At 62.9% G+C, this 22693-nt stretch carries 24 protein-coding genes; 3 read left to right on the top strand and 21 right to left on the bottom strand.

The window, feature by feature from the left end:
• Positions 1-7 precede the first annotated feature (7 nt).
• Genes ccmI through ccmA form a run of 9 tightly spaced genes read right to left on the bottom strand, consistent with a single transcriptional unit; the run spans position 8 to position 6924 of the window.
• Positions 8-1204, bottom strand: a complete 1197-nt coding sequence (gene ccmI / locus GST84_07825) for a c-type cytochrome biogenesis protein CcmI (GenBank protein ID XGB12277.1) — start codon at positions 1202-1204, stop codon at positions 8-10.
• Positions 1197-1673 carry a cytochrome c-type biogenesis protein CcmH gene (locus GST84_07820; GenBank protein XGB12276.1) on the bottom strand — a complete coding sequence of 159 codons (477 nt, stop codon included), beginning with the start codon at positions 1671-1673 and terminating at the stop codon, positions 1197-1199. The genes ccmI and GST84_07820 overlap by 8 nt, the downstream gene beginning before the upstream one ends.
• The gene (locus GST84_07815; protein ID XGB12275.1) at positions 1670-2206 is read right to left on the bottom strand and encodes a DsbE family thiol:disulfide interchange protein; all 537 of its coding nucleotides are present in this window, start codon (positions 2204-2206) and stop codon (positions 1670-1672) included. The genes GST84_07820 and GST84_07815 overlap by 4 nt, the downstream gene beginning before the upstream one ends.
• Positions 2203-4191, bottom strand: a complete 1989-nt coding sequence (locus tag GST84_07810) for a heme lyase CcmF/NrfE family subunit (GenBank protein XGB12274.1) — start codon at positions 4189-4191, stop codon at positions 2203-2205. The genes GST84_07815 and GST84_07810 overlap by 4 nt, the downstream gene beginning before the upstream one ends.
• Positions 4188-4643: a cytochrome c maturation protein CcmE gene (ccmE, locus tag GST84_07805; GenBank protein ID XGB12273.1), complete on the bottom strand. Its 456-nt coding sequence runs from the start codon at positions 4641-4643 to the stop codon at positions 4188-4190. The genes GST84_07810 and ccmE overlap by 4 nt, the downstream gene beginning before the upstream one ends.
• A complete protein-coding gene (gene ccmD / locus GST84_07800) occupies positions 4640-4816 on the bottom strand; it encodes a heme exporter protein CcmD (protein ID XGB12272.1) in 177 nt (58 codons plus the stop codon). The genes ccmE and ccmD overlap by 4 nt, the downstream gene beginning before the upstream one ends.
• Complete coding sequence (locus GST84_07795; protein ID XGB12271.1) at positions 4813-5580, bottom strand: heme ABC transporter permease; 768 nt, start codon at positions 5578-5580, stop codon at positions 4813-4815. Before GST84_07795 ends, ccmD begins: the two co-directional genes overlap by 4 nt.
• A gap of 46 nt (positions 5581-5626) precedes the next feature.
• Complete coding sequence (gene ccmB / locus GST84_07790; GenBank protein ID XGB12270.1) at positions 5627-6304, bottom strand: heme exporter protein CcmB; 678 nt, start codon at positions 6302-6304, stop codon at positions 5627-5629.
• Entirely contained in the window at positions 6292-6924 is a 633-nt protein-coding gene (gene ccmA / locus GST84_07785; protein ID XGB12269.1) for a cytochrome c biogenesis heme-transporting ATPase CcmA, read from the bottom strand. The genes ccmB and ccmA overlap by 13 nt, the downstream gene beginning before the upstream one ends.
• 267 nt (positions 6925-7191) lie before the next feature.
• Between ccmA and GST84_07780 the strand changes: the two genes are divergently transcribed.
• From GST84_07780 to GST84_07770, 3 genes are all read left to right on the top strand, one after another.
• Positions 7192-8748, top strand: coding sequence for a flagellar hook-length control protein FliK (locus GST84_07780; protein ID XGB12268.1), 1557 nt, complete (start codon positions 7192-7194; stop codon positions 8746-8748).
• A complete protein-coding gene (locus GST84_07775; protein XGB12267.1) occupies positions 8745-9083 on the top strand; it encodes a flagellar biosynthesis protein FlhB in 339 nt (112 codons plus the stop codon). The genes GST84_07780 and GST84_07775 overlap by 4 nt, the downstream gene beginning before the upstream one ends.
• Positions 9084-9150: 67 nt before the next feature.
• Positions 9151-11862 carry a mannosyltransferase gene (locus GST84_07770; protein XGB12266.1) on the top strand — a complete coding sequence of 904 codons (2712 nt, stop codon included), beginning with the start codon at positions 9151-9153 and terminating at the stop codon, positions 11860-11862.
• 109 nt (positions 11863-11971) lie between these two features.
• On the opposite strand, the gene GST84_07765 is transcribed toward GST84_07770, so the two are convergent.
• The 12 genes from GST84_07765 to GST84_07710 form a co-directional block, all read right to left on the bottom strand.
• On the bottom strand, positions 11972-12367 hold the full coding sequence (locus GST84_07765) for a DUF2802 domain-containing protein (GenBank protein XGB12265.1): 396 nt from the start codon (positions 12365-12367) through the stop codon (positions 11972-11974).
• 1 nt (position 12368) lies between these two features.
• Complete coding sequence (locus GST84_07760; GenBank protein ID XGB12264.1) at positions 12369-12848, bottom strand: chemotaxis protein CheW; 480 nt, start codon at positions 12846-12848, stop codon at positions 12369-12371.
• A 41-nt stretch (positions 12849-12889) separates the two neighbouring features.
• Positions 12890-13783, bottom strand: coding sequence for a chemotaxis protein CheW (locus GST84_07755; protein XGB12263.1), 894 nt, complete (start codon positions 13781-13783; stop codon positions 12890-12892).
• The gene (locus GST84_07750; protein ID XGB12262.1) at positions 13783-14571 is read right to left on the bottom strand and encodes an AAA family ATPase; all 789 of its coding nucleotides are present in this window, start codon (positions 14569-14571) and stop codon (positions 13783-13785) included. Before GST84_07750 ends, GST84_07755 begins: the two co-directional genes overlap by 1 nt.
• Positions 14572-14794: 223 nt before the next feature.
• Positions 14795-15652 carry a flagellar motor protein MotD gene (gene motD, locus GST84_07745; protein ID XGB12261.1) on the bottom strand — a complete coding sequence of 286 codons (858 nt, stop codon included), beginning with the start codon at positions 15650-15652 and terminating at the stop codon, positions 14795-14797.
• Positions 15653-15655: 3 nt separating this feature from the next.
• Positions 15656-16396 (bottom strand): flagellar motor protein, encoded by a 741-nt coding sequence (locus GST84_07740; protein XGB12260.1) that lies wholly within the window; start codon positions 16394-16396, stop codon positions 15656-15658.
• A complete protein-coding gene (gene cheB, locus GST84_07735) occupies positions 16396-17508 on the bottom strand; it encodes a chemotaxis-specific protein-glutamate methyltransferase CheB (GenBank protein ID XGB12259.1) in 1113 nt (370 codons plus the stop codon). Before cheB ends, GST84_07740 begins: the two co-directional genes overlap by 1 nt.
• Before the next feature lie 46 nt (positions 17509-17554).
• Positions 17555-19792 (bottom strand): chemotaxis protein CheA, encoded by a 2238-nt coding sequence (locus GST84_07730; protein XGB12258.1) that lies wholly within the window; start codon positions 19790-19792, stop codon positions 17555-17557.
• A gap of 12 nt (positions 19793-19804) precedes the next feature.
• Positions 19805-20593 carry a protein phosphatase gene (locus tag GST84_07725; GenBank protein ID XGB12257.1) on the bottom strand — a complete coding sequence of 263 codons (789 nt, stop codon included), beginning with the start codon at positions 20591-20593 and terminating at the stop codon, positions 19805-19807.
• Positions 20594-20615: 22 nt separating this feature from the next.
• Complete coding sequence (locus GST84_07720) at positions 20616-21002, bottom strand: response regulator (protein XGB12256.1); 387 nt, start codon at positions 21000-21002, stop codon at positions 20616-20618.
• Between the two features lie 95 nt (positions 21003-21097).
• Positions 21098-21838 (bottom strand): FliA/WhiG family RNA polymerase sigma factor, encoded by a 741-nt coding sequence (locus tag GST84_07715; protein ID XGB12255.1) that lies wholly within the window; start codon positions 21836-21838, stop codon positions 21098-21100.
• The gene (locus tag GST84_07710; protein XGB12254.1) at positions 21835-22668 is read right to left on the bottom strand and encodes a P-loop NTPase; all 834 of its coding nucleotides are present in this window, start codon (positions 22666-22668) and stop codon (positions 21835-21837) included. Before GST84_07710 ends, GST84_07715 begins: the two co-directional genes overlap by 4 nt.
• Positions 22669-22693 lie beyond the last annotated feature (25 nt).

Here is a 22693-nt window from a genome sequence, read left to right as displayed (position 1 = left end):
TGCTCTCTTACTGGTCTGGAGTGTCGATGGTCAGGCGCTGGGTAGCCCGGGTGGCGCTAGGCAACGGAGCACCCCGGCCAATCCATTCACCCTGGGTAGGCTGACCCGCGCGTGAAACACGTGCAACCAGTTGGACTTCGGCAAATTGCGACAGTTTCATCTGCGGCATCATCGCATCAGCATCAGACAACTCCACCTCGATCGGCAACTGCGCCACGGTCACCCGCTTGGCCGCCAGTGGCATCGGCGGGCCATTGCTGGCGCGAGCGAAGATAAACACCGTGTCGTCCGGCTTGACCTTGTCCTTCAAAGCATCCGCCAGCTCCACACGCACTTTCAGGCGAGCCGCCACAGGTGCAGGTTCGGTAGCCTGCGCTGGCGCGCCACCCAGGCGCTCGGCGGCGCGGTCGATACCGCCCTGCAGGGCAGCACGCGATGTATCACCTTCTGGCAACTGCGCCAGCAAGCGCTTCCAGTAGTCGATGGCTTCCTGATAACGCTCGCCTTCAAACGCAGCAATACCGCGCAGGCCCAGGCTGGTCACCTCGTTGGGGTCCGCCTTCAGCGCTTCGTCAGTCAGCGCCTGCAATTGCGGGCTCCACTGCTTGTTGGCGGCAAAGTACAGGGCCTGGGCCCACTGCCCCAGCAGCTCGGGCTGGCGCCCAGCCAGGGCCACGGCCCGTTCGAACGTACGCGCGGCATCGGCCGGACGCTGCTCGGCCATGTAGGCCCGGCCGAGGAAATACATGGCCTCGGCCGAATCCGGCTGGGCCTGCACCACGCGCTCAAGGCGCGTGGTCATTTCTTCCATCGACTTGGGTGCCTCGGCAAATTCCTGGGTCAGCGCCACCTTGTCGGCCGCGCCAAAATGCAGGTACAGCCCCAGCGCCATCAGCGGTACCAGCATTGCCGCCAGCAGCGGCAGGGCCTTGCCCAAATGCCCCTGGCGCGGGGCCTCGGCGCCTTCGGTATCGGCCAGCAACTCGCGGGCAGCCTCGTCCCGGCCCTTGGCCATCTGCGCCTCATCGAGCACACCGGCGGCTTGCTGGGTCGCCAGTTCAGCGATGCGTTCCTGGTAAAGGGCCACGTTCAGGGCCGTGCGGTCTTCTTCCTGCTGGCGACGGCGGCCACGCAGGATCGGGAGCAGCAAAAAGCTGAGGGCAGCGAGCAGCAGCAGGCCCGCGCTAAGCCAGAATTCAATCATGGGTCTGTTCTTTTTCCAGCAGTTTGGCGAGACGCTCGCGTTCTTCGGCAGACAACTCATCGGCGCCTTGCGCGGCCGTGCCACGGCGCCGGCGAACGATCACCGCCAGCACCACGAAGCCACCGACCAGCAAGATCCCCGGGCCAAACCACAGCAGCCAGGTACGCGCGCTGAGCGCCGGCTTGTAACGCACGAAGTCGCCGTAGCGGTCGACCATGAAGTCGATGATCTGCTGGTTGCTCTGGCCTTCGCCGAGCATGCGGAAGATCTCCCGGCGCAGGTCGGCAGCAATCGGCGCGTTGGAGTCGGCAATATCCTGGTTCTGGCACTTGGGGCAGCGCAGTTCCTTGGTCAACTGTTGGTAACGCTCGCGCTCGGCCTCGTCGCGAAACTGGTAGGTGTCGATAGCCGCCTTGGCCACACCGGCCAGGCTCATGCCCAGCACTGCAGCTGCCAGCCAGCGCTTCATGGCTTGGCCTCGTCGATCAGGCCCTGGTACAACGGCGCCAGCTGTTCACGCCAGACCGTGGCATCAACGATGCCCACGTGCTTGTAGCGGATGATGCCCTTGGCGTCTATAAGGAAGGTTTCCGGCGCCCCATACACCCCAAGGTCCAGGCCCAGGCTGCCCTGCTCGTCACGAATATCCAGCTGGTAGGGGTTGTGGAACTCGGCCAACCACTTCTGCGCGGCGGCGTTGTCATCCTTGTAGTTGACGCCATGGATCACCACACCCTGCTGTGCCAGCTGGTTCAGGTACGGGTGCTCGACCTTGCACGACGGACACCAGGTGGCCCACACGTTGACCAGTGCCGGGCGGCCCTGCAAGTCAGCCTGAGTCAGGGTACGGTCCCCCTGTGTCGAAGCCAGGGAAAACGCCGGGAACGGTTTACCGATCATTGCCGAAGGCAGCTCGTCGGGCTTGAGGAAAAGCCCCTTGTAGAGGAACACCGCCACCAGCAGGAACACTGCAAGGGGCACTACCATGATCCAACGCTTCATGCAGCTGCTCCAGACACGCCCAGGACATCACGCACCCGGGTCTTGACCTTGACGCGGTAGCGCCGGTCGAGGGCCGCCAGCAACCCGCCCAGGCCGGTCAACAGACCGCCCAGCCAGATCCAGCGGACGTAAGGCTTAATATGTACGCGCACAGCCCAGGCGCCATTCTCCAGTGGCTCACCAAGCGCAACGTACAGGTCTCGGGTAAAGCCGGCGTCGATGCCCGCTTCGGTCATCATCGACTGTTGCACGGTGTACAGGCGCTTCTCCGGGTGCAGTGTGGTCACTTCACGACCCTCGCGGCTGACCACGACGGTGCCCTTGTCAGAGATGAAATTCGGCCCCTCGAAGTGCTTGGCGCCCTGGAACAGGAAGTGGTAGCCACCCAGTTCCACGCTTTCGCCCGGCGCCATGCGCAGGTCGCGTTCGGCGCTGTTGTTGCTGGACAGCACCACGCCCAGCGCGCACACCGCCAGGCCCAGGTGCGCCAGTTGCATGCCCCAGTAGCTGCGCCCCAGGCCCGGCAGGCCTTTGACCAGGCCCTTGTGGCGGGTCTTGTCGAAAATGTCACGCAGCCCGCCAAGTACTACCCAGGCAGCCAGGGCGAAGGCCGTCAGTGTTGGCCAATCGAAGTCGTCGACGATAAAGCCGGCAACCGGGGCAAGGATGGCACTGCCGATCAACACCGGGGTCATCATGCTGGCCAGCCATTTGCCCGGGGTGTCCTTCCAGCGCACCACCACGCCCACGCTCATCACCACCATCAGCAGCGCCATCAGTGGCAGGAACAAGGCGTCGAAGTAGGGCGGGCCGACCGACAGCTTGGCACCGGTCAGGGCATCGAGCACCAGCGGGTACAGGGTACCGAGCAGAATCATCGAAGCCGCCACCACCAGCACCAGGTTATTGGCCAGGAGCAGCGTTTCACGGGACCACAGGGCGAAACCGACCTGGCTCTTGACCACCGGTGCGCGCAGGGCGAACAGCGTGAGCGACCCGCCGACCACGAACAGCAGGAAAAACAGGATGAAAATGCCGCGTGACGGGTCGGCGGCAAACGCATGCACCGAGGTCAGCACGCCGGAACGCACCAGGAAGGTACCCAGCAGGCTCAGCGAGAATGCGGCAATTGCCAGCAGCACGGTCCAGCTCTTGAACACCCCGCGTTTCTCGGTCACCGCCAACGAATGGATCAGTGCGGTGCCCACCAGCCAAGGCATGAACGAGGCGTTTTCCACCGGGTCCCAGAACCACCAGCCACCCCAGCCCAGTTCGTAGTAGGCCCACCACGAACCCAAGGTGATACCGACACCAAGGAACGCCCATGCAACGATGGTCCACGGCCGCGACCAGCGCGCCCAGGCCGCGTCCAGCCGGCCGCCAAGCAAGGCGGCGATGGCGAAGGCGAAGGCCACCGAGAAGCCCACGTAGCCCATGTACAGCATCGGTGGATGCACGATCAGGCCAAAGTCCTGCAACAGCGGGTTGAGGTCGCGACCATCGGTCGGCACCTGCGGCAGCAGGCGCTGGAACGGGTTGGAAGTAATGATCAGGAAGCTCAGGAAGCCCACGCTGATCATGCCCATTACCGCCAGTACGCGGGCCAGCATCACCTGCGGCAACTGCCGCGAGAACACCGACACGGCAAAGGTCCAGCCGCCGAGGATCAGCGCCCAAAGCAGCAACGAACCCTCATGGGCGCCCCACACCGCACTGAACTTGTAGTACCAGGGCAAGGCGCTGTTGGAGTTGCTGGCCACATAGGCGACCGAGAAATTGTCTGTCATGAAGGCATGGGTCAGGCAGGCAAAGGCAAACACCAGGAAGGCAAACTGCCCCCAGGCTGCCGGCCGCGCCAGGCTCATCCACAGGCTGTCGCCACGCCACGCGCCCAGCAGCGGCACACTGGCCTGCACGACGGCAAAGCAGATGGCCAGAATCATCGCCAACTGGCCCAGTTCGGGGATTATCAGCGCTGCGTTCATGGCTTGGCCTCTGCGCCGGTAGCGGCCTGGCCGCTTTCCTTCAACGCCTTGGTGACCTCGGGCGGCATGTATTTCTCATCATGCTTGGCCAGCACTTCATCGGCTACCACCACCCCTTCGGCATTGAGCTTGCCAAGGGCGACGATGCCCTGCCCTTCGCGGAACAGATCGGGGAGGATGCCGCGGTAGGTGATGGGTACCGACTTGTTGAAGTCGGTAACCACGAAACGCACGTCCAGCGAGTCGGCCGAGCGCTGTACCGAGCCTTTCTCGACCATGCCGCCAGCGCGAATGCGCGTGTCCAACGGCGCTTCGCCGTTGGCGATCTGGGTTGGTGTATAGAACAGGTTGATGTTCTGCTGCAATGCGCTCAAGGCAAAGCCGACGGCAACCCCGACGCCGACCAACAGGCCGACGATGAGCAACAGGCGTTTCTTGCGCTGCGGATTCACTGGTTGTCCTCCCGGCGCAAACGGCGCGCCTCTTCTTGCAAATAGCGACGACGAGCCAGCAATGGCGAGGCGACATTCAGTGCCAGCACCACCAGGCAGATGCCATAGGCCGACCACACGTACAGCCCATGGTGGCCCATGGCGAGAAAGTCACCGAAAGTGGCAAAGCTCATTGTGCGGGCCTCCGCCCCAGGCTGTTCAATACTTCGTCCCTGACCCAACTGGCACGTGCTTCGCGCTTGAGCACTTCAAGGCGCATACGCAGCAACAGCACCGCACCGAAAAAGCAGTAGAAACCCAGCGCCGTGCACAACAGCGGCAGCCACATTTCGGCCGGCATCGCCGGCTTTTCGGTAAGGGTGAAGGTGGCGCCCTGGTGCAGGGTGTTCCACCACTCCACCGAATACTTGATGATCGGGATATTCACCACGCCGACAATCGCAAGCACCGCACAGGCCTTGGCCGCACTGTCACGATTACTGATTGCCTGGCCCAGCGCAATAATGCCGAAGTACAGGAACAGCAGGATGAGCATGGACGTAAGGCGGGCATCCCATACCCACCAGCTGCCCCAGGTCGGCTTGCCCCAGATGGCGCCGGTAACCAGCGCCACGGCGGTCATCCAGGCGCCAATGGGCGCAGCACATTGCAGGGCGACGTCGGCCAGTTTCATCTTCCACACCAGCCCCACCACCCCGGCCACCGCCAGCAGCACATAGCAGGACTGCGCCAGCATCGCCGCTGGCACATGGATATAGATGATGCGGAAGCTGTTGCCTTGCTGGTAGTCCTGGGGGGCAAAGGCCAGGCCCCAGGTGATACCGACCAGCAGCAGGAGCACGGCAGCACCGGCCAGCCACGGCAGCATGCGGCCACTGATGGCATAGAACCATTTCGGGGAGCCCAGCTTGTGGAACCACGTCCAGCTTATTTTCATCAGGGTACATCCAGGGTATTTGCCGGGCTTGAGAGCCCGGGACTCGTTATTCGCCGACGCTGATCTTCAGGCCGGCCGCTATCGCAAAGGGTGCCAGGGTAACGGCCAGGGCCGTCAAGCTGGCGAGCCAGAGCAGATGGCCGGTTGCCGGCATATTTTGCAACGCCGCCTGCAACGCACCACTGCCCAGGATCAATACAGGGATATACAACGGCAGAATCAGCAACGCCAGTAACAAACCTCCGCGTTTAAGGCCGACTGTCAGCGCCGCGCCCACCGCGCCCAGCAAGCTCAATACCGGCGTACCCAGCAGCAACGAACCGAGCAGCACCGGCAGGCAATGGCTTGGCAGCCCCAGCATCAGTGCCAGCAGTGGCGCCAACAATACCAGCGCCAGCCCGGAAAAGATCCAGTGCGCCAGCACCTTGGCCAGCACCAGCAGCGCCAGTGGGTGCGGCGACAGCACCCATTGCTCCAGCGAGCCGTCTTCGAAATCGCTGCGGAACAGACCGTCCAGCGACAACAACACTGCCAGCAACGCTGCCACCCAGACCAGGCCGGGCGACAAGGTTTGCAACAATTGGCTTTCCGGGCCGACCGCCAGCGGGAACATGGCCACGACGATGGCGAAGAACACCAACGGGTTGGCCAGTTCGGCCGGGCGACGGCACAGCAGGCGCGCTTCGCGGCGCAGCAACAAAATGAATACGCTCATGCAGCCCATTGCCCCAGGTTCAGTTCACGGTAACCGGAGGGCTTGCGTTCCAGTGTGTGGTGAGTCGTCAGCACCACCGTGCCGCCCTGCTCGCAGTGGGCTGCCAGGTGCGCTTCGAGCTGCGCCACGCCCTGCTTGTCGAGCGCGGTGAACGGCTCGTCGAGAATCCAGAGGGGCGGGCAAGCCAGGTGCAGCCGGGCCAAGGCCACGCGGCGCTGCTGACCGGCTGACAGGGTATGGCAGGGGACGTCTTCGAAACCGCGCAGGCCGACTGCCTCCAGCGCCGCCCAGATCGCCTCGCGGCTAGCCGGCTGGTGCAGGGCGCACAGCCAAGTGAGGTTTTCCTCGGCGGTGAGCAAGTCCTTGATGCCGGCGGCGTGGCCAATCCACAACAGGGCACTGGCCAATGCATGTCGCTGCTCGGCCAGTGGCTTGCCACCCAGCAGAATCTGCCCGGCCGTCGGCTGCATCAGCCCGGCCAGCAGGCGCAACAGGCTGGTCTTGCCACTGCCGTTTGGGCCACTGATCTGCAGCATGTCGCCGGCGCCCAGCTCGAAATCGAGCTGCTCGAACAGCAGGCGCCAGTCGCGCTCGCAGGCCAGGCCCGCGGCTTGGAGGTGAAGGGTCACGGTTTCGCCTTATCTTCAGTAGGGCTTTGGAGCAGCGTCGCCTGTTTCGCGGGTAAACCCGCTCCTACAGGTTCGGCGCAGTATTCGGATACTGCACAAAACCCTGTAGGAGCGGGTTCACCCGCGAAGCAGCAAACACCGCTCCAGAACCCTTGTGTCTCAAGTCGCCCCGCGCGCTGCCGTTATACTGGCAACCACGGGCGCTCGGCATTATTACACGCGCCGCCGCGCTGCCAAGAGGCCGGGCTCGACAGGTTGTATACAATCATGACTGAAATCAATAGTCTCGGCGCACAAAACGCGATCAGCAGCCAAACCATGAAGGCAGGCATGACCGGCGAACTGCTGCGCCTGACCCAGGCGCAGCCCGGTCTGCTGGCCCCCGGCGAAACCGCGCAAGCCGAGGTTGTATCGTTGCGCCAGACGGGCCAGGACTTTCAGCTGGTGCTACGGCTGATGCAGGCCAACGGCGCACAGACCCAGCTGCAGGCCAACGCCAGCCAGCCGCTGCCCCAAGGCAGCCAGATCACCGTCAGCCAGACCGAAAGCAATCGCCTGGCGATCATGTTGCAACAGGCCAGCGCCAGCCAGGTGTCCACCCTCACCCAGCTGGACACCAGCAAGGTGCCGGTCGGCACCTTGCTGCAAGGCAAGGTCCTGACCAACCAGCCGCTGGCCCAGGCACCCGGCCAACCGGCCGTGTACCGGGCGCTGGTCAGCTTGCTCAACAGTGCCCAGGTCGGTGCCACACTGAGCATCGACAGCCCGCGCCCGCTGGCCATTGGCAGCCTGCTCAGCGCCCTGGTGCAGGGCGATCAGTCATTGCGCTTCGTGCCGCTCAGCGGCAGGCAGGACCAACTCAGCATTGCCCAACAGCTGCTGACCCAACAAAACCGCCAAGCCTCGCTGCCAGGCCTGCTCAACGCCCTGCAACAACTCACCCGCGACCCAAGCGTCGATGGCGACCTGCGCGCCAGTGCCGAACGCCTGCTGGCCGGCTTGCCGGACGCCCGACAACTGGGCGACGCCAAGGCAGTGGCCCAGGCCCTGAACAACAGCGGCGGCTTTCTCGAGGCGAAGCTGCTGAGTGGATCCACCGCCAGCGTCGCCACCGACCTCAAGGCGCATTTGTTGCGGCTGATGGACCAGGCTCCCGCCCTTGCGGCGGGCGCCACCAATCTCAACCCCGCCAGCCTGGCCGTGACCATGCCGGCACTGGCGCGCAGCGCACTGGGCATGCTCGAGCGGGTCAGCCCCAAGCCGCAGCCGGGAGCTTTCCCGTTACCGTCGCGACTGCTAAAGGCCCTGGAGGACGAGGGCGACCTGCAACAGTTGCTGCGCCTGGCTGCTGCTGCCGTTTCACGCTTGCAGAGCCACGCCATGAGCAGCCTGCAACAAACCGGCACGCTGGAAAACGGCAACCTGCAGACCACCTGGCAAACCGAAGTGCCGATCCGTCACGGCCAGGACTTCATCCCACTGCAAGTCAAACTGCAACGCGAAGAATCCCCGGAACAACAAGCCGACCGCCAATACAAAGCCCAAGACCCTCGGCAAGCCCTGTGGCGCATCGAGCTGGCCTTCGACCTGTCCCCGCTCGGCCCCATGCAAGTACAGGCGCAACTGAGCGAGGGCCGCCTGAGCGGGCAGTTATGGGCGGAGCGCGAGCAGACCGCGCGGTTGATCGAAACCCAGCTTGGCGAGCTGCGCGAGCGCCTGCTGGCCCGGGGCCTGGAAGTCGGCGACCTGGAGTGCTACCCGGGCATTCCGCCGCAGGGGCCACGCACACGTATGGAACAACGCTGGGTGGATGAAACCGCATGAGCGACACGACGCCACGCCAAGCCATAGCGCTGAACTACGACGGCCATCAGGCACCGACCCTCACCGCCAAGGGCGACGAGGAACTGGCCGAGGCCATTCTTGCACTCGCCCGCGAACACGAAGTGCCGATCTACGAAAACGCCGAGCTGGTACGCCTGCTGGCACGGCTGGAGCTGGGCGATCAAATACCCGAGGCGCTGTACCTGACCATTGCCGAGATCATCGCCTTCGCCTGGCAACTGCGCGGCAAGGTACCCGCCGGTTTCGACGATGCGCCTCCGGAAGAGCACGATATCACCCCGCCATTGCCCCTGCTGCCCGGCACTGGCCGGTAACTATCTACCACCCCCTCTCCCACCATGCGCCCAACCTTGTCGGCCTCCCACGTACAAGGTGACCGTCATGATCGACAGCAGAATCAACGCCCAAGGTGTGCAATTCGTAGTAGACCATCTGGCCAACATCCCACGCCCGGACCGCGAAGCGAATCGCTTGATCCGACAGTGGCTTGCCGGGCAAGGTGTGGATATCGACCCCGATCGCGTCGAGGTGGTCACCCTGCACTACCGGCCGGATGACCAAGGGTATGTGGCAGCGGTCCAGCAGACCCAGAGCATGACCCAGGCGCTGCTGGGCAACTGGCAAGGGGAGTCCGATAACAACCTCATCGGGGCGTTGTTCGCCAACCCTTGGGCAGGCACCTTCCCCCAAGGGCCATTGAGGCTGGTCGATCGCCTGCCAGCGCTGGGCTTTGGCCATCAGGGCGCAGCCTTCGAAGTGTACAACGGCCTGTTCCAGCGATCGTCCCCTGCCCGTTACGATGCCTCGACCCACATTCAGGTTCCGGCTGAAGCCTTCCAGCGGTTCATCGAAGCGCTGGACTTTCACCAGCCGTTCAAAGCCATGCTCGACGCTTACTGGCAGGAGCACCAGGACAGTCACCGCCTGGCCAGCAAGCTCAATTTCATCGCCGCCTGCAACGCCCAGGTCAGCCAGGGGCGCCTGAGCGATGCCGCCAGGGAGCTGGCATGGCAAGCCGCCGGCATGATGCCGCAGCGCTTCAAGATACGGGTCAGCACGCTGAGCATCTATGGCTATGCGGCCACCGACCTGCTGTACATCAATGCCCCCCACAGCGATCTGACCCTGCTGTACATGCCAGGCAACAGCTCGCCCTTGCTCGAATTCGCCAGCGAGAACCTGCTCAAGGACTGGGTAGGCGAGCAGTGCAAGGACCCCGCCCGACGCGAAGCACTCAAACAACACTTCAGGCTCGCCGACCGCCCTCAGGGCCTTGATTTCAGCGGCCTGGACACCGCGCTAGAGGGCCTTGGCGACTACCCGGACCGGCACCGCCTGCCGCCGGAACACGGTTATTTCAACGATGATGGCGTCTGGCCTCCCAGAACCTACGTGAATTACAAACCTGGCAAATACAACCCCAAACTGACCGGGGATATGTTCGCAGCCTTGACCGAGCGCCAGCGCCAGCGCAGCTACGACGATGCCGATTTTGTCATCACCACCGATAGCCAGGTTACCAAAGCCAGATGGCGAGGCTACCTCACCAACACGCTCAACCTGCTGGCGCCACTGTGCCTGGTGGTGCCGGGGCTGGCGCCACTGCTGGCGCTCGGAGGTATTGCCCAGTTGGGCCTGGGCCTGGATCAGGTGATCAATGGCCACAGCCTGAAAGCCAAACAGGATGGGGTTGGCGACATCGCCTGGGGGCTGTTCAACGCCGTACCGCTGGCAACGGAGGGCAGCGCAGGCATCAAGGCCCTGTTCGAGTTCAAAAGCGATGGTTTTGTCATGCCGCGCGAGGTCAACGGGCAACTCGGCTATCCGTTGAGCCCGACCAGTCCACCACGGCTTCCCGAGCCAGAAGGCGCAGAGTACTTCCACAACCACCAGCCGATTACACCACTTGACGAAGGTGACCCGGCTGTTGCCGGCGCGGTGATACGCTTGCCGCACTACGATGGCGAACTGGACGACCTGGAATGCAGCATCGAAACCTACAATGCACGCGTGGTCTATGACCTGGAGCACGACGCATTCATCATCAAGGAATCCGTCAACGAGGTCGAGCCGCAAGCCTACATCGCGGTACCTGGCAGCCGTGACCTTGTGGCGCTCGACAGGCAGCGCCCTGTCACCGACGCCATGCGCACCCGCACCTTGCGCGCGTTGGGTGTGGACCTGCCACTGCCAGTAACCATCCCAACACCGGCCCCGGACAGCGCCCCCATCCCCAAACTTATCTCCAGCCTCTGGGTCGGCGACAAAGTCATTAGCGAGCCATTGCTGGCCAACATTGCCGCCAACGCCGCGCGCCTGAGCGACAGTGAATACAGCATGCGCCTGTTTTTGTCGAAGGCTTCGCCTACCGCCTACGAACAGAACGCAAGCCTGTTGGCAGCGCGGGCGCCAGGGCTGCGGGTATTGCCGCTTGAAGAGCAAGGTTTCTTCCGGGCCTTCCGCCAAAGCCGCTATTACGCACAGTACGATGCAGCACTGGATGGCAACGGTGGCATCGCCACCAATTACGCGTCGGCGACGGATGTGCTGCGCTACCGAATGCTGCACCATGAGGGTGGGCTATACATGGACGTAGACGATTTCCTGCTGCCGGACGGCAAGGGCGAAACGATCGATCAGGTCGAACTGCGCACCCCACCCGATGGGCTGCTGCTGCCACCGCCAATGTCCAACGAGAAAATGAGCATGAATTGCCTGTACAACACCAGCCTCATTGGTAGCCACCCCGGCAACCCGCTGCTGGATGCGATCTCTGATGAAATGCTCGCACGTTACCAGACCCATGCAGACTTCTACGATAGCCGGCCGAGCCTGGAACAGGACCCGAGCGGTTTCTACCGCTATGCCAATACGCTCAGCTACCTCACCGGGCCGGCGCTGCTCACCGAAGTGGTCGATCGCCATCTACCCGGGTTGCGGACCCTGCGCCAGATCATAAACCTGCACACCATGCCACGCGTCAACAGCTATCCATTCATCAACCCTTCGCAAGCCAATACAGCCCTGAGGCAACTGCTGCCCCTGAACCGATTCGCCGGCGTCGGCGGCAACCATTCCTGGGTTCGCAACTGAACAGCGGGTACTGAACGGGCACGGCGGCACCTTCAGATCGAGCGGCGCGTGGGCGACGCTCGGTTTCCCAGGGGACGAACCTGCTGCCGAGGCTACCTGCCAGCCCCAGTCAAGGAGCCCGGTAAACCTTGCTCATCAACTCCGCCTCGGCCTGGGTCAGGCCGCAGCTCTGGGTCAACTCATCGATACTCGCCCCCATCCCCACCAGCTTGGCCGCCTGGCTAAAGGTAACGTTGCTCGGGTCGCGCTGTTCCAGGCGCTCCAGCCGGTCTGGCAGGGTGGCCACCGCCTCACGCAGCTCATGGATGGCCTCACCCATACGTACGGTAACGTTCTGGTAGTCATCCAGACGCTTGGCCAAGTCCTTGATACGCTGGTCACGCAGCGCATCGCCCTCCGCCTGCTGCGCAGCCAGCTCGCGCTGGCGCTTGCTGTAGTTGAGGAAAAACCACAGGCTCAGCGCCCATGCCAGTGCCAGGAAGATGACAGCAACCTGCAGGATCAACTCAGATGTTCTCCAGCTCGGACCACTCTTCCTCGGTCATCATCTTGTCCAGTTCGACCAGGATCAGCAGCTCGCCATTCTTGTTGCACACGCCCTGAATGAACTTGGCCGACTCTTCGTTACCCACGTTCGGCGCGGTCTCGATTTCGGACTGGCGCAGGTAAACCACTTCGGCCACGCTGTCGACCAGAATGCCGACCACTTGCTTGTCGGCTTCGATGATGACGATACGGGTGTTGTCGGTCACTTCGGTCGGCATCAGGCCAAAACGCTGACGCGTGTCGATCACCGTCACCACGTTACCGCGCAAGTTGATGATGCCCAGCACGTAGCTCGGCGCACCCGGCACCGGGGCGATCTCGGTGTAGCGCAGTACTTCCTGCACCTGCATCACATTGATGCCGTAGGACTCGTTGTCCAGACGGAAGGTAACCCACTGCAGGATCGGATCTTCGGAACCTTGTGCAGACGACTTTTTCATTCCCCTACCCTCAAAATCCGCCGTTGGCGGTATGTTCTGTGTCATTTCTGTTTCGCGTGCATCTGCTTGACCGCGCCGCTGGCGATCAGCTCGGCCAGTGCGGCGACGTCGAGCAGTGCACACATGTGTTCGATTACCGTGCCGGCCAGCCACGGGCGCTGGCCACGCTGGCTGCGCCACTTGATCTCCGACGGGTCCAGGCGCAGCGAGCGGCTGACCTGATGCACCGCCAGCCCCCATTCGTAGCCCTGCACCGAAATCACGTATTGCAGGCCCTGGCGAAAATCATCGCGGTAGCGGTCAGGCATTACCCAACGCGCAGTGTCCAGCACCTTCAGGTTGCCAGCCTGGCAGGTCAGGATGCCGAGGAACCAGTCGGGCTGCCCGAACAGTGGCGTCAGCTCCTGGCCAGCCAGGGTGTAGATCGAGCCCAGGCACACCAACGGCACCGCCAGGGTCAAGCCGGCAACGTCGAACAGCAGGCATTCGAATGGCTCGGCCGCCCATGCCGGACGACCGTCGACAGTGGCCGGCGGTACGGGCAGGTTGGGCGCCGGCAGATGCACATCGACCAGCGGCACAGCCGGTTCCACGGTTTGCTCTTCGACCAGTACCGGAATGCTGGCTTCGGCCACGATCTCCTGCTCGACCACCGTCACCACCGGGGCTTCCACCGGCATCAGGCTCGGCAGTACCGCCAGCCGGGGCTCGGCGAACGGCCGCGGGGCCAGGCTGGCGGCAGCCACGGCGGGCTCAGGCCGGGCCGATTGCCGGGCATCGCGTGCCTGCTCCTCACGCACCGCCTCGGCGAATTCATCCGTCACTGCTGGCGGCTCGCTCAGGTCTTCGGCCTCGGTGGCCTCCTGCAGCAAGCCGTCCAGGTACGATTGCAGGGCCATCTGGGGCCGGGTGCTGGTTTGCCGAGTTTGAGTCATCAGGCCACCTGCACTGCGTTCTTGTAGGTGAGCAGGTGCTTGAGCAGCGCCCTGTAGGCGATCAACCCGCGGCTCTTGCTGTCGAACTGCGAGGGCGTGACGCCCTTGCGACTGGCATCGCGCAAGCGCGTATCCACCGGGATGTAGCCCTGCCATACATGCTGCCCATAGGCATCACGCAGCAGCTTGAGGGTGCCCAGCGACGCCTGGGTACGACGGTCGAACAGGGTCGGCACGATCTGGTACGGCAGCGCCTGCTTGCGCGAGCGGTTGACCATGGCCAAGGTGCCAACCATGCGCTCCAGGCCCTTCACCGCAAGGAATTCGGTTTGCACCGGGATCACCAGCTGCTGGCTGGCGGCCAGGGCATTGACCATCAGCACCCCCAGCAAGGGTGGGCTGTCGATCAGGGCATAGTCGAAATCCTGCCACAGCTGCGCCAGACTCTTGGCGATTACCAGACCCAGGCCATTCTGTCCTGGTGACTGGCGCTCCAGCACCGCCAGCGCGGTACTCGACGGCAACAGCGAAATGCGCTCATCGCTGGTGGGCAGCAGCAATTGCCCGGGCAAACCTTCGGGCACCGCACCCTTGTGCAGGAACAGGTCGTAGCAGCTGTGCTCCAAGGCATCCGGGTTGTGCCCGAAGTAGCTGGTCATCGAGCCGTGCGGGTCGAGGTCGACGACGACCACGCGCTTGCCGGCCTCGGCCAGCAGGCCGGCCAGGGCAATGGTAGTGGTGGTCTTGCCGACGCCACCTTTTTGATTGGCTACTGCCCAGACTCTCATCAAGCAAACTCTATCTATTGATTTGGCAGGGACACTGTAGATACAACTGTCATGCGCAAAACTTCAAAGCTTGCACGCCCCTCAGTGTGAGCGTGCAGGACCGCGAACACCGGCGCAGCCGGCGCCATTCACCGAGTCTCTGGCTTCGCGGGCACGCCCGCTCCCACAGGGTACGGCGGCACATTCAAAATCGTGTTCATATCAGCGACGGGGAATTGACGAATCACTGCCCCACCACCGTTGCTGGCGTTGCTGGTGCACTTTGTGTGCCAGCCCTGCGTAACGCGGCATCCGGTGTGGCATTGGCACTGCCCGAGCCTGTCAGGCTGCGGCGCACTTCCAGGTTACGGGAAATCACCAGCACAACCCGACGGTTGCGTGCGCGCCCTTCGGCGGTATCATTGCTGGCCACCGGCTGGTACTCGCCGTAGCCCACCGAGGCCATGCGTGCCGGGTTGACACCCTCCATGGCCAGCAGGCGCACGATGCTGGCCGCGCGCGCCGAGGACAACTCCCAGTTGGTGGGGTACTGCGCGGTGCGGATCGGCAGGTTGTCGGTGAAGCCTTCGACGTGCACCGGGTTGGCGAACGGCTTGAGGATGTTGGCCACCTTCTCGATGATCGCAAATGCCTTGTCACTGGGCATCGCATCACCACTGCCAAACAGCAGCGACGAATTGAGCTCGATCTCGATCCACAGTTCGTTGCCGCGCACAGTCATCTGGTCGCTTTTGATCAGGTCGCCAAAGGCATCGCGCACGTCATTGCTGATGGTTTTCAACGGGTCGGCATTGGTCGCCGCCAGGCCCGCTTCGGTCTGCTCGCTGTCTTTGACCAGCGGTTCGGCCGGGCGCACGCTCAGCGGCTGCTCATCGCCAATCGGGATCGGCTTCATGCTGCGCTCGGGGTCGTTGAATACCCCGAGCAAGGCCTGGGAAATAACTTTGTACTTGCCCTCGTTGATCGAGGAAATCGAATACATCACGACGAAAAAGGCGAACAGCAACGTGATGAAGTCGGCGTACGACACCAGCCAGCGCTCGTGGTTTTCGTGTTCCTCGGTATGACGACGGCGACGCATGGGTTACTCCATGAAGCCTTGCAGCTTCAGCTCGATCGAGCGCGGGTTTTCACCTTCGGCAATCGACAGCAGGCCTTCGAGCAGCATTTCGCGGTAGCGCGACTGGCGCATGACGATGGCCTTGAGCTTGCTGGCAACCGGCAATAGCACAAGGTTGGCACTGGCCACACCGTAAATGGTGGCGACAAAGGCCACGGCAATGCCATTGCCCAGTTGCGACGGGTCGGCCAGATTGCCCATCACGTGGATAAGGCCCATGACCGCACCGATGATGCCGATGGTCGGCGCATAGCCGCCCATGCTTTCGAATACCTTGGCTGCCTGGATGTCACGGCCTTCCTGGGTAAGGAAGTCGACCTCGAGGATGCTGCGGATGGCTTCCGGCTCTGCGCCGTCCACCAGCAGTTGCAGGCCCTTGCGCGCATACGGGTCGGGCTCGCTGTCAGCTACCCCTTCCAGGCCCAGCAAGCCTTCTTTGCGAGCGGTCAGGCTCCAGTTCACCACGCGGTCGATACCGCCCGCCAGGTCGACCCGCGGTGGAAACAGGATCCAACGTAAAATCTGCAAGGCGCGCTTGAACGACGACAGCGGCGACTGCAACAACGCCGCCGCCAGGGTACCACCCAGCACGATCAGAGCCGCCGGGCCATTGACCAGAGCACCGACATGACCGCCTTCAAGAAAGTTGCCACCGACGATGGCAACGAAAGCCAGGATCAAACCGATCAGGCTGAGGACGTCCATCAGACGCACGCCTCCACCAGGTGCTTGCCAATTTCGTCCAGGCTGTACACGGCATCAGCCAGGTTGGCCTTGACGATGGCCATGGGCATGCCATAAATCACGCAGCTGGCTTCATCCTGGGCCCACACCGTGCTGCCACCCTGCTTGAGCAGGCGCGCGCCTTCACGGCCATCGGCGCCCATGCCGGTAAGCACTACCGACAATACCTTGTCACCATAAGACTTGGCCGCCGAACCGAAGGTGATGTCCACGCAGGGTTTGTAGTTCAGGCGCTCGTCGCCGGGCAGGATCTTCACCGTACCACGGCCATCGATCATCATCTGCTTGCCGCCGGGGGCCAGCAGGGCCAGGCCCGGGCGCAGCATGTCGCCGTCCTCGGCCTCCTTGACGCTGATGCGGCACAGCTTGTCCAGGCGTTCGGCAAACGCTTTTGTGAAGGCCGCCGGCATGTGCTGGATCAACACGATCGGCGCCGGGAAATTGGCCGGCAGTTGGGTCAGTACCCGCTGCAGTGCCACCGGCCCCCCCGTGGAGGTACCGATGGCCACCAGTTTGTAGGGTTTGCGCTTGGTTGCCGGCGACTGCGAGGCTGCCGCTGTCGGGGCCGCTGCACGGGCAGGCGCAGCCGGGCGTGCCTGCGCCTGGCTGGTGAAGGTGCTGGCGGGCGCTGGCGCGGCGACCGGCGCCGTTCTGGCATAGCTGCCGATCCGGCGGTTGCTGCGCGAAATGGTGTGTACCTTCTCGCACAGCAGCTGCTTGACCTTGTCAGGGTTGCGCGAGATGTCCTCGAAGTTTTTCGGCAGGTAGTCCACGGCGCCGGCATCCAGCGCGTCGAGGGTGACACGGGCGCCTTCATGGGTAAGCGACGAGAACATCAACACGGGCGTCGGGCAGCGCTGCATGATGTGCCGCACTGCGGTGATGCCATCCATCATGGGCATTTCGTAGTCCATGGTGATCACATCGGGCTTGAGCGCCAGCGCCTGGTCGATTGCTTCCTTGCCGTTGGTCGCGGTCCCCACGACCTGGATCGTTGGATCCGCTGAGAGGATTTCCGAGACACGGCGGCGGAAGAAACCAGAATCATCCACCACCAGGACCTTGACTGCCATAAACACTCCATTAGGCGGCGCAACCCGCCAGGGCGCGCCACCGAAATCAAATACGCCGCGCGGCGTAACGCTTGAGCATGCTCGGGACGTCGAGAATCAACGCGATGCGACCGTCGCCAGTGATGGTGGCCCCGGACATGCCCGGGGTGCCCTGCAGCATCTTGCCCAGCGGCTTGATGACTACTTCTTCCTGGCCAACCAGTTGGTCGACGACAAAGCCGATGCGCTGGGTGCCGACCGACAGAATCACCACGTGGCCCTCGTGCTGCTCTTCGTGCACCTGGCCCTGGACCAGCCAGCGCTTGAGGTAGAACAGTGGCAGCGCCTTGTCGCGCACGATCACCACTTCCTGCCCGTCGACCACGTTGGTGCGCGACAGGTCGAGGTGGAAGATCTCGTTGACGTTGACCAGCGGGAAGGCAAACGCCTGGTTGCCCAGCATCACCATCAGGGTGGGCATGATTGCCAGGGTCAGCGGCACCTTGATGACGATCTTGGAGCCCTGGCCCTTGGCCGAGAAAATGTTGATCGAGCCGTTGAGCTGGGAGATCTTGGTTTTCACCACGTCCATGCCCACGCCACGCCCGGACACATCGGAAATCTCGGTCTTGGTCGAGAAGCCCGGGGCGAAGATCAGGTTGTAGCAGTCCGACTCGCTCAGGCGCTCGGCAGCGTCCTTGTCCATCAGGCCCTTTTCCACCGCCTTGGCGCGCAGGATGTTGGGGTCCATGCCCTTGCCGTCGTCCGAGATCGACAGCAGGATGTGGTCACCTTCCTGTTCGGCCGACAGTACTACGCGGCCGGTACGCGCCTTGCCAGAAGCTTCACGCTCGTCGGGCATCTCGATACCGTGGTCGACAGCATTGCGCACCAAGTGCACCAACGGGTCGGCCAAGGCTTCTACGAGGTTCTTGTCAAGGTCGGTCTCTTCGCCGACCAGCTCCAGGTTGATCTCTTTCTTCAGCTGGCGCGCCAGGTCACGGACCAGGCGCGGGAAGCGGCCAAAGACTTTCTTGATCGGCTGCATGCGGGTTTTCATCACCGCGGTCTGCAGGTCAGCGGTGACCACGTCGAGGTTGGACACGGCCTTGGACATGGCCTCATCGCCGCTGTTCAGGCCCAGGCGCACCAAGCGGTTACGCACCAGCACCAGTTCGCCGACCATGTTCATGATCTCGTCCAGGCGCGCGGTATCGACGCGCACCGTGGTTTCTGCTTCGCTGGCAGCATGCTTTTCGGCGGCCGGGGCCGGCGCGCGAGGCGCCGCGGCAGGTTTGCTGGCCGGCGAAGGCGCTGGTGCGGCGGCTGGCTTGGCCACCGGCTGGCTTTCGGCCTTGGCGGCAGCCGGCGCTTGCGCCTGGACAGCAGCCGGGGCTTCTACAGCGGCAACATCGCCACCGAACTTGCCCTTGCCGTGCAACTGGTCCAGCAGGGCTTCGAATTCGTGCTCGCTGATTTCATCGCTGTTTGCGCTGCTGTCTGGCACGGCAGGCGCTGGCGCCTGGGTGGCTGGCAAGGCATCGACCTGGAAGGTGCCCTTGCCATGCAGTTGGTCGAGCAGCGATTCGAATTCGGCGTCGGTGATTTCATCACTGGTCGCTTCGCTGCTGACGGCAACCGGCGGCGCCGCAACCTCGACACTGAACTGGCCCTTGCCGTGCAACTGGTCGAGCAGCGACTCGAACTCGGCGTCGGTGATTTCATCACCAGCACCGCTGACGGTCTCGCCCTGCATCTGCTCGTCGGCCGCTGCTTGCGCCTTGACCGCATCGAGCGAATCGAGCAACTGCTCGAACTCGCTGTCAGTGATGTCCTGGTGCTGCTCGTCGGCATCGGCCGATGCCGCAACCGCCACGTCGGCAACCGGTGCCGGCGCTGCAACAGCTTCGGCTCCGCCAGGTTCGGCCAGGCGCGCCAACGCCGCCAGCAGCTCGGGGGTGGCCGGCGTCACTTCGGAACGCTCGCGCACCTGGCCAAACATGCTGTTCACTGTATCCAGTGCCTCGAGCACCACATCCATCAGTTCCGCATCGACCCGGCGCTCACCTTTGCGCAGGACGTCGAACACGTTCTCGGCGATATGGCAGCACTCCACCAGCTCGTTCAGCTGAAGGAAGCCGGCGCCCCCTTTTACAGTGTGGAAACCGCGAAAGATCGCATTGAGCAGGTCGGCATCGTCAGGTCGGCTTTCCAGCTCGACCAGTTGCTCGGACAATTGCTCAAGAATTTCGCCGGCTTCTACCAGGAAATCCTGGAGGATTTCTTCATCGGCGCCGAAGCTCATCAAACGTGCTCCTTAAAAACCAAGGCTGGACAGCAGATCATCGACATCGTCCTGACCGGACACGACGTCTTCACGCTTATCGGCATGAATCTGCGGACCTTCACCCCGAGTCGGATGTTTTTCTCGATCTTTTTCTGCACGCAATTGATCGTGATCATGGTTTATACCGGCAAAGCGGTCGACCTGGCTGGCCATCAGCACCAGCTTGAGCAGATTGCTCTCCACCTCGGTCACCAGTGTGGTGACGCGTTTGATCACCTGGCCGGTCAGGTCCTGATAGTCCTGGGCCAGCAAAATGTCATTGAGGTGCCCGGCAACCTTTCGGTTACCCTCGGCGCTGTGCGTCAGGAAACTGTCGACTCGCTTGACCAGATCACGAAATTCCGGCGCAGCCACTTCGCGGCGCATGAAACGCTGCCAGTCGGTACTCAGGGCCTTGGCCTCGCTGGCCAGTTCATTGAGCACCGGCGTGCTTTCCTCGACCAGATCCATGGTGCGGTTGGCCGCGCCCTCGGTGAGCTTGACCACATAGGACAGGCGCTCGGTGGCGTCGGTAATCTGCGACACCTCTTCTGCCTGCGGCATGGTGGGGTCGATCTGGAAACTGACGATGGCACTGTGCAGCTCGCGAGTCAGCTTGCCGACTTCCTGATACAGGCCGCGGTCGCGGGTCTGGTTCAGCTCGTGAATCAGCTGCACCGCCTCGCCGAAACGGCCCCGTTCCAGGCTTTCGACCAACTCCTGGGCATGCTTCTTCAGGGTCGATTCGAACTCGCCCAAAGACGTTTGTGATGAATCCATGACGCGCCCCCCGTAACGTGACTCAGCCGTTGACGCGTTCGAAGATCTTCTCGATCTTCTCTTTGAGCACCTGAGCGGTGAACGGCTTGACCACATAACCATTGACGCCGGCCTGGGCCGCTTCAATGATCTGGTCGCGCTTGGCTTCAGCAGTCACCATCAGTACCGGCATGCTTTTCAGCTTGTCACTGGCACGCACTTTACGCAGCAGGTCGATGCCGGACATGCCCGGCATGTTCCAGTCGGTTACCAGGAAGTCGTAGTGACCGTTCTCCAGCATTGGCAACGCCGTGGTGCCGTCATCGGCTTCCTCGGTGTTGGTGAAACCCAGGTCACGCAACAGGTTCTTGATGATCCGCCGCATCGTCGAAAAGTCGTCAACGATGAGGATTTTCATGTTCTTGTCCAATTAGACCTCCAAGCAGTCTCAAACGCGCTCGGCCTACCGAGCACGCACTCATTCAATTCGGTACAACGTGGAAAACGACTGCAACGACAGCGGGCTCAACGCGCCCGCCATTCCCCCAGGCGGCTACGCAGGCGCGCGGCACACTGGCTGTGCAACTGGCTGACCCGCGACTCGCTGACACCAAGCACCTCACCGATTTCCTTGAGATTCAGCTCTTCGTCGTAGTACAGCGCCAGCACCAGGCGCTCACGCTCCGGCAGGTTGGCGATAGCCTCGGTCAGGGCAGCCTGGAAGCGGTCCTCTTCCAGCCCCCGCGCAGGTTCGACCTGGCCACTGGCGCCATCCTCATGCAGCCCTTCGTGCTCACCGTCCTGCAACAGGTCGTCGAAGCTGAACAGGCGGCTGCCCAGGGTATCGTTCAAGATCCCGTAGTAATCATCGAGACTCAATTGGAGTTCGGCAGCAACTTCATGATCTTTAGCGTCACGGCCTGTTCTGGCTTCAACCGCACGCATCGCGTCACTGACCATACGGGTGTTTCGGTGTACCGAACGCGGCGCCCAGTCACCTTTGCGCACTTCGTCCAGCATGGCCCCGCGGATGCGGATGCCAGCATAGGTTTCAAAGCTGGCGCCCTTGCTGGCGTCGTATTTGTTAGCCACTTCCAGCAGCCCGATCATGCCCGCCTGGATCAGGTCTTCGACCTGCACATTGGCCGGCAAGCGCGCCAGCAGGTGGTAGGCGATGCGCTTGACCAGCGGGGCGTAGCGTTCGATCAGCTCGTACTGGGCGTCCTTCGACGCCCGGCTGTACATCTTGAAACCGCTGGCGTTCATAGCACGGGTCCCGCGCTGGTGGGTTGCACCAAGCGCTCGACAAAGAACTCCAGATGGCCGCGCGGGTTGGCCGGTAGCGGCCAGCTATCGACCTTCTGGGCAATCGCCTTGAAAGCCAGCGCACACTTGGAGCGAGGGAAGGCTTCGTAGACGGCACGCTGCTTCTGTACCGCCTTGCGCACGCACTCGTCGTACGGCACGGCACCCACGTATTGCAGGGCAACGTCAAGGAAGCGGTCGGTGACCTTGGTCAGCTTGGCAAACAGGTTGCGCCCTTCCTGCGGGCTCTGCGCCATGTTGGCCAACACACGGAAACGGTTCATGCCGTAGTCACGATTGAGCAGCTTGATCAACGCGTAGGCATCGGTAATCGAGGTAGGTTCATCACACACCACCAACAGCACTTCCTGGGCGGCGCGAACGAAGCTGACCACCGAGTCACCGATACCCGCAGCGGTATCGATCACCAACACATCGAGGTTGTCGCCGATCTCGCTGAACGCCTGGATCAGCCCGGCGTGCTGGGCTGGGGCCAGGTGCACCATGCTCTGGGTGCCCGAGGCTGCCGGCACGATGCGCACACCGCCAGGGCCCTGCAGCATCACGTCACGCAGTTCGCAACGCCCTTCAATGACATCGGCGAGAGTACGTTTGGGGGCAAGGCCCAGCAACACGTCGACATTGGCCAGGCCCAGGTCGGCGTCCAGCAGCATGACCCTGCGGCCAAGCTCGGCCAGCGCCAGGGACAAGTTCACTGAAACGTTAGTCTTGCCGACGCCACCTTTGCCGCCGGTCACGGCGATCACCTGTACGGGATGCATGCTACCCATGTCTGTTCTTTACCTTGTCTCGCTG

Origin of the sequence: Pseudomonas putida (assembly GCA_041879295.1) — a bacterium.
GTDB lineage: Bacteria > Pseudomonadota > Gammaproteobacteria > Pseudomonadales > Pseudomonadaceae > Aquipseudomonas > Aquipseudomonas putida_Y.
The sequence above is the reverse complement of the archived record's forward strand: the minus strand, read 5'-3'. Positions and strand labels throughout refer to the sequence as shown.

Bases quoted from the DNA above. Each gene is read 5' to 3' on its own strand.
- ccmD (XGB12272.1), bottom strand. From the start codon at position 4,816: ATGAGCTTTGCCACTTTCGGTGACTTTCTCGCCATGGGCCACCATGGG.
- motD (XGB12261.1), bottom strand. From the start codon at position 15,652: ATGCGTCGCCGTCGTCATACCGAGGAACACGAAAACCACGAGCGCTGG.
- GST84_07740 (XGB12260.1), bottom strand. From the start codon at position 16,396: ATGGACGTCCTCAGCCTGATCGGTTTGATCCTGGCTTTCGTTGCCATC.
- ccmB (XGB12270.1), bottom strand. From the start codon at position 6,304: ATGGGCTGCATGAGCGTATTCATTTTGTTGCTGCGCCGCGAAGCGCGC.
- GST84_07810 (XGB12274.1), bottom strand. From the start codon at position 4,191: ATGAACGCAGCGCTGATAATCCCCGAACTGGGCCAGTTGGCGATGATT.
- cheB (XGB12259.1), bottom strand. From the start codon at position 17,508: ATGGCAGTCAAGGTCCTGGTGGTGGATGATTCTGGTTTCTTCCGCCGC.
- GST84_07780 (XGB12268.1), top strand. From the start codon at position 7,192: ATGACTGAAATCAATAGTCTCGGCGCACAAAACGCGATCAGCAGCCAA.
- GST84_07760 (XGB12264.1), bottom strand. From the start codon at position 12,848: ATGAAAAAGTCGTCTGCACAAGGTTCCGAAGATCCGATCCTGCAGTGG.
- GST84_07795 (XGB12271.1), bottom strand. From the start codon at position 5,580: ATGAAAATAAGCTGGACGTGGTTCCACAAGCTGGGCTCCCCGAAATGG.
- GST84_07820 (XGB12276.1), bottom strand. From the start codon at position 1,673: ATGAAGCGCTGGCTGGCAGCTGCAGTGCTGGGCATGAGCCTGGCCGGT.
- GST84_07815 (XGB12275.1), bottom strand. From the start codon at position 2,206: ATGAAGCGTTGGATCATGGTAGTGCCCCTTGCAGTGTTCCTGCTGGTG.
- GST84_07730 (XGB12258.1), bottom strand. From the start codon at position 19,792: ATGAGCTTCGGCGCCGATGAAGAAATCCTCCAGGATTTCCTGGTAGAA.
- GST84_07755 (XGB12263.1), bottom strand. From the start codon at position 13,783: ATGACTCAAACTCGGCAAACCAGCACCCGGCCCCAGATGGCCCTGCAA.
- ccmI (XGB12277.1), bottom strand. From the start codon at position 1,204: ATGATTGAATTCTGGCTTAGCGCGGGCCTGCTGCTGCTCGCTGCCCTC.
- GST84_07725 (XGB12257.1), bottom strand. From the start codon at position 20,593: ATGGATTCATCACAAACGTCTTTGGGCGAGTTCGAATCGACCCTGAAG.
- GST84_07775 (XGB12267.1), top strand. From the start codon at position 8,745: ATGAGCGACACGACGCCACGCCAAGCCATAGCGCTGAACTACGACGGC.
- GST84_07710 (XGB12254.1), bottom strand. From the start codon at position 22,668: ATGGGTAGCATGCATCCCGTACAGGTGATCGCCGTGACCGGCGGCAAA.
- GST84_07715 (XGB12255.1), bottom strand. From the start codon at position 21,838: ATGAACGCCAGCGGTTTCAAGATGTACAGCCGGGCGTCGAAGGACGCC.
- GST84_07750 (XGB12262.1), bottom strand. From the start codon at position 14,571: ATGAGAGTCTGGGCAGTAGCCAATCAAAAAGGTGGCGTCGGCAAGACC.
- GST84_07770 (XGB12266.1), top strand. From the start codon at position 9,151: ATGATCGACAGCAGAATCAACGCCCAAGGTGTGCAATTCGTAGTAGAC.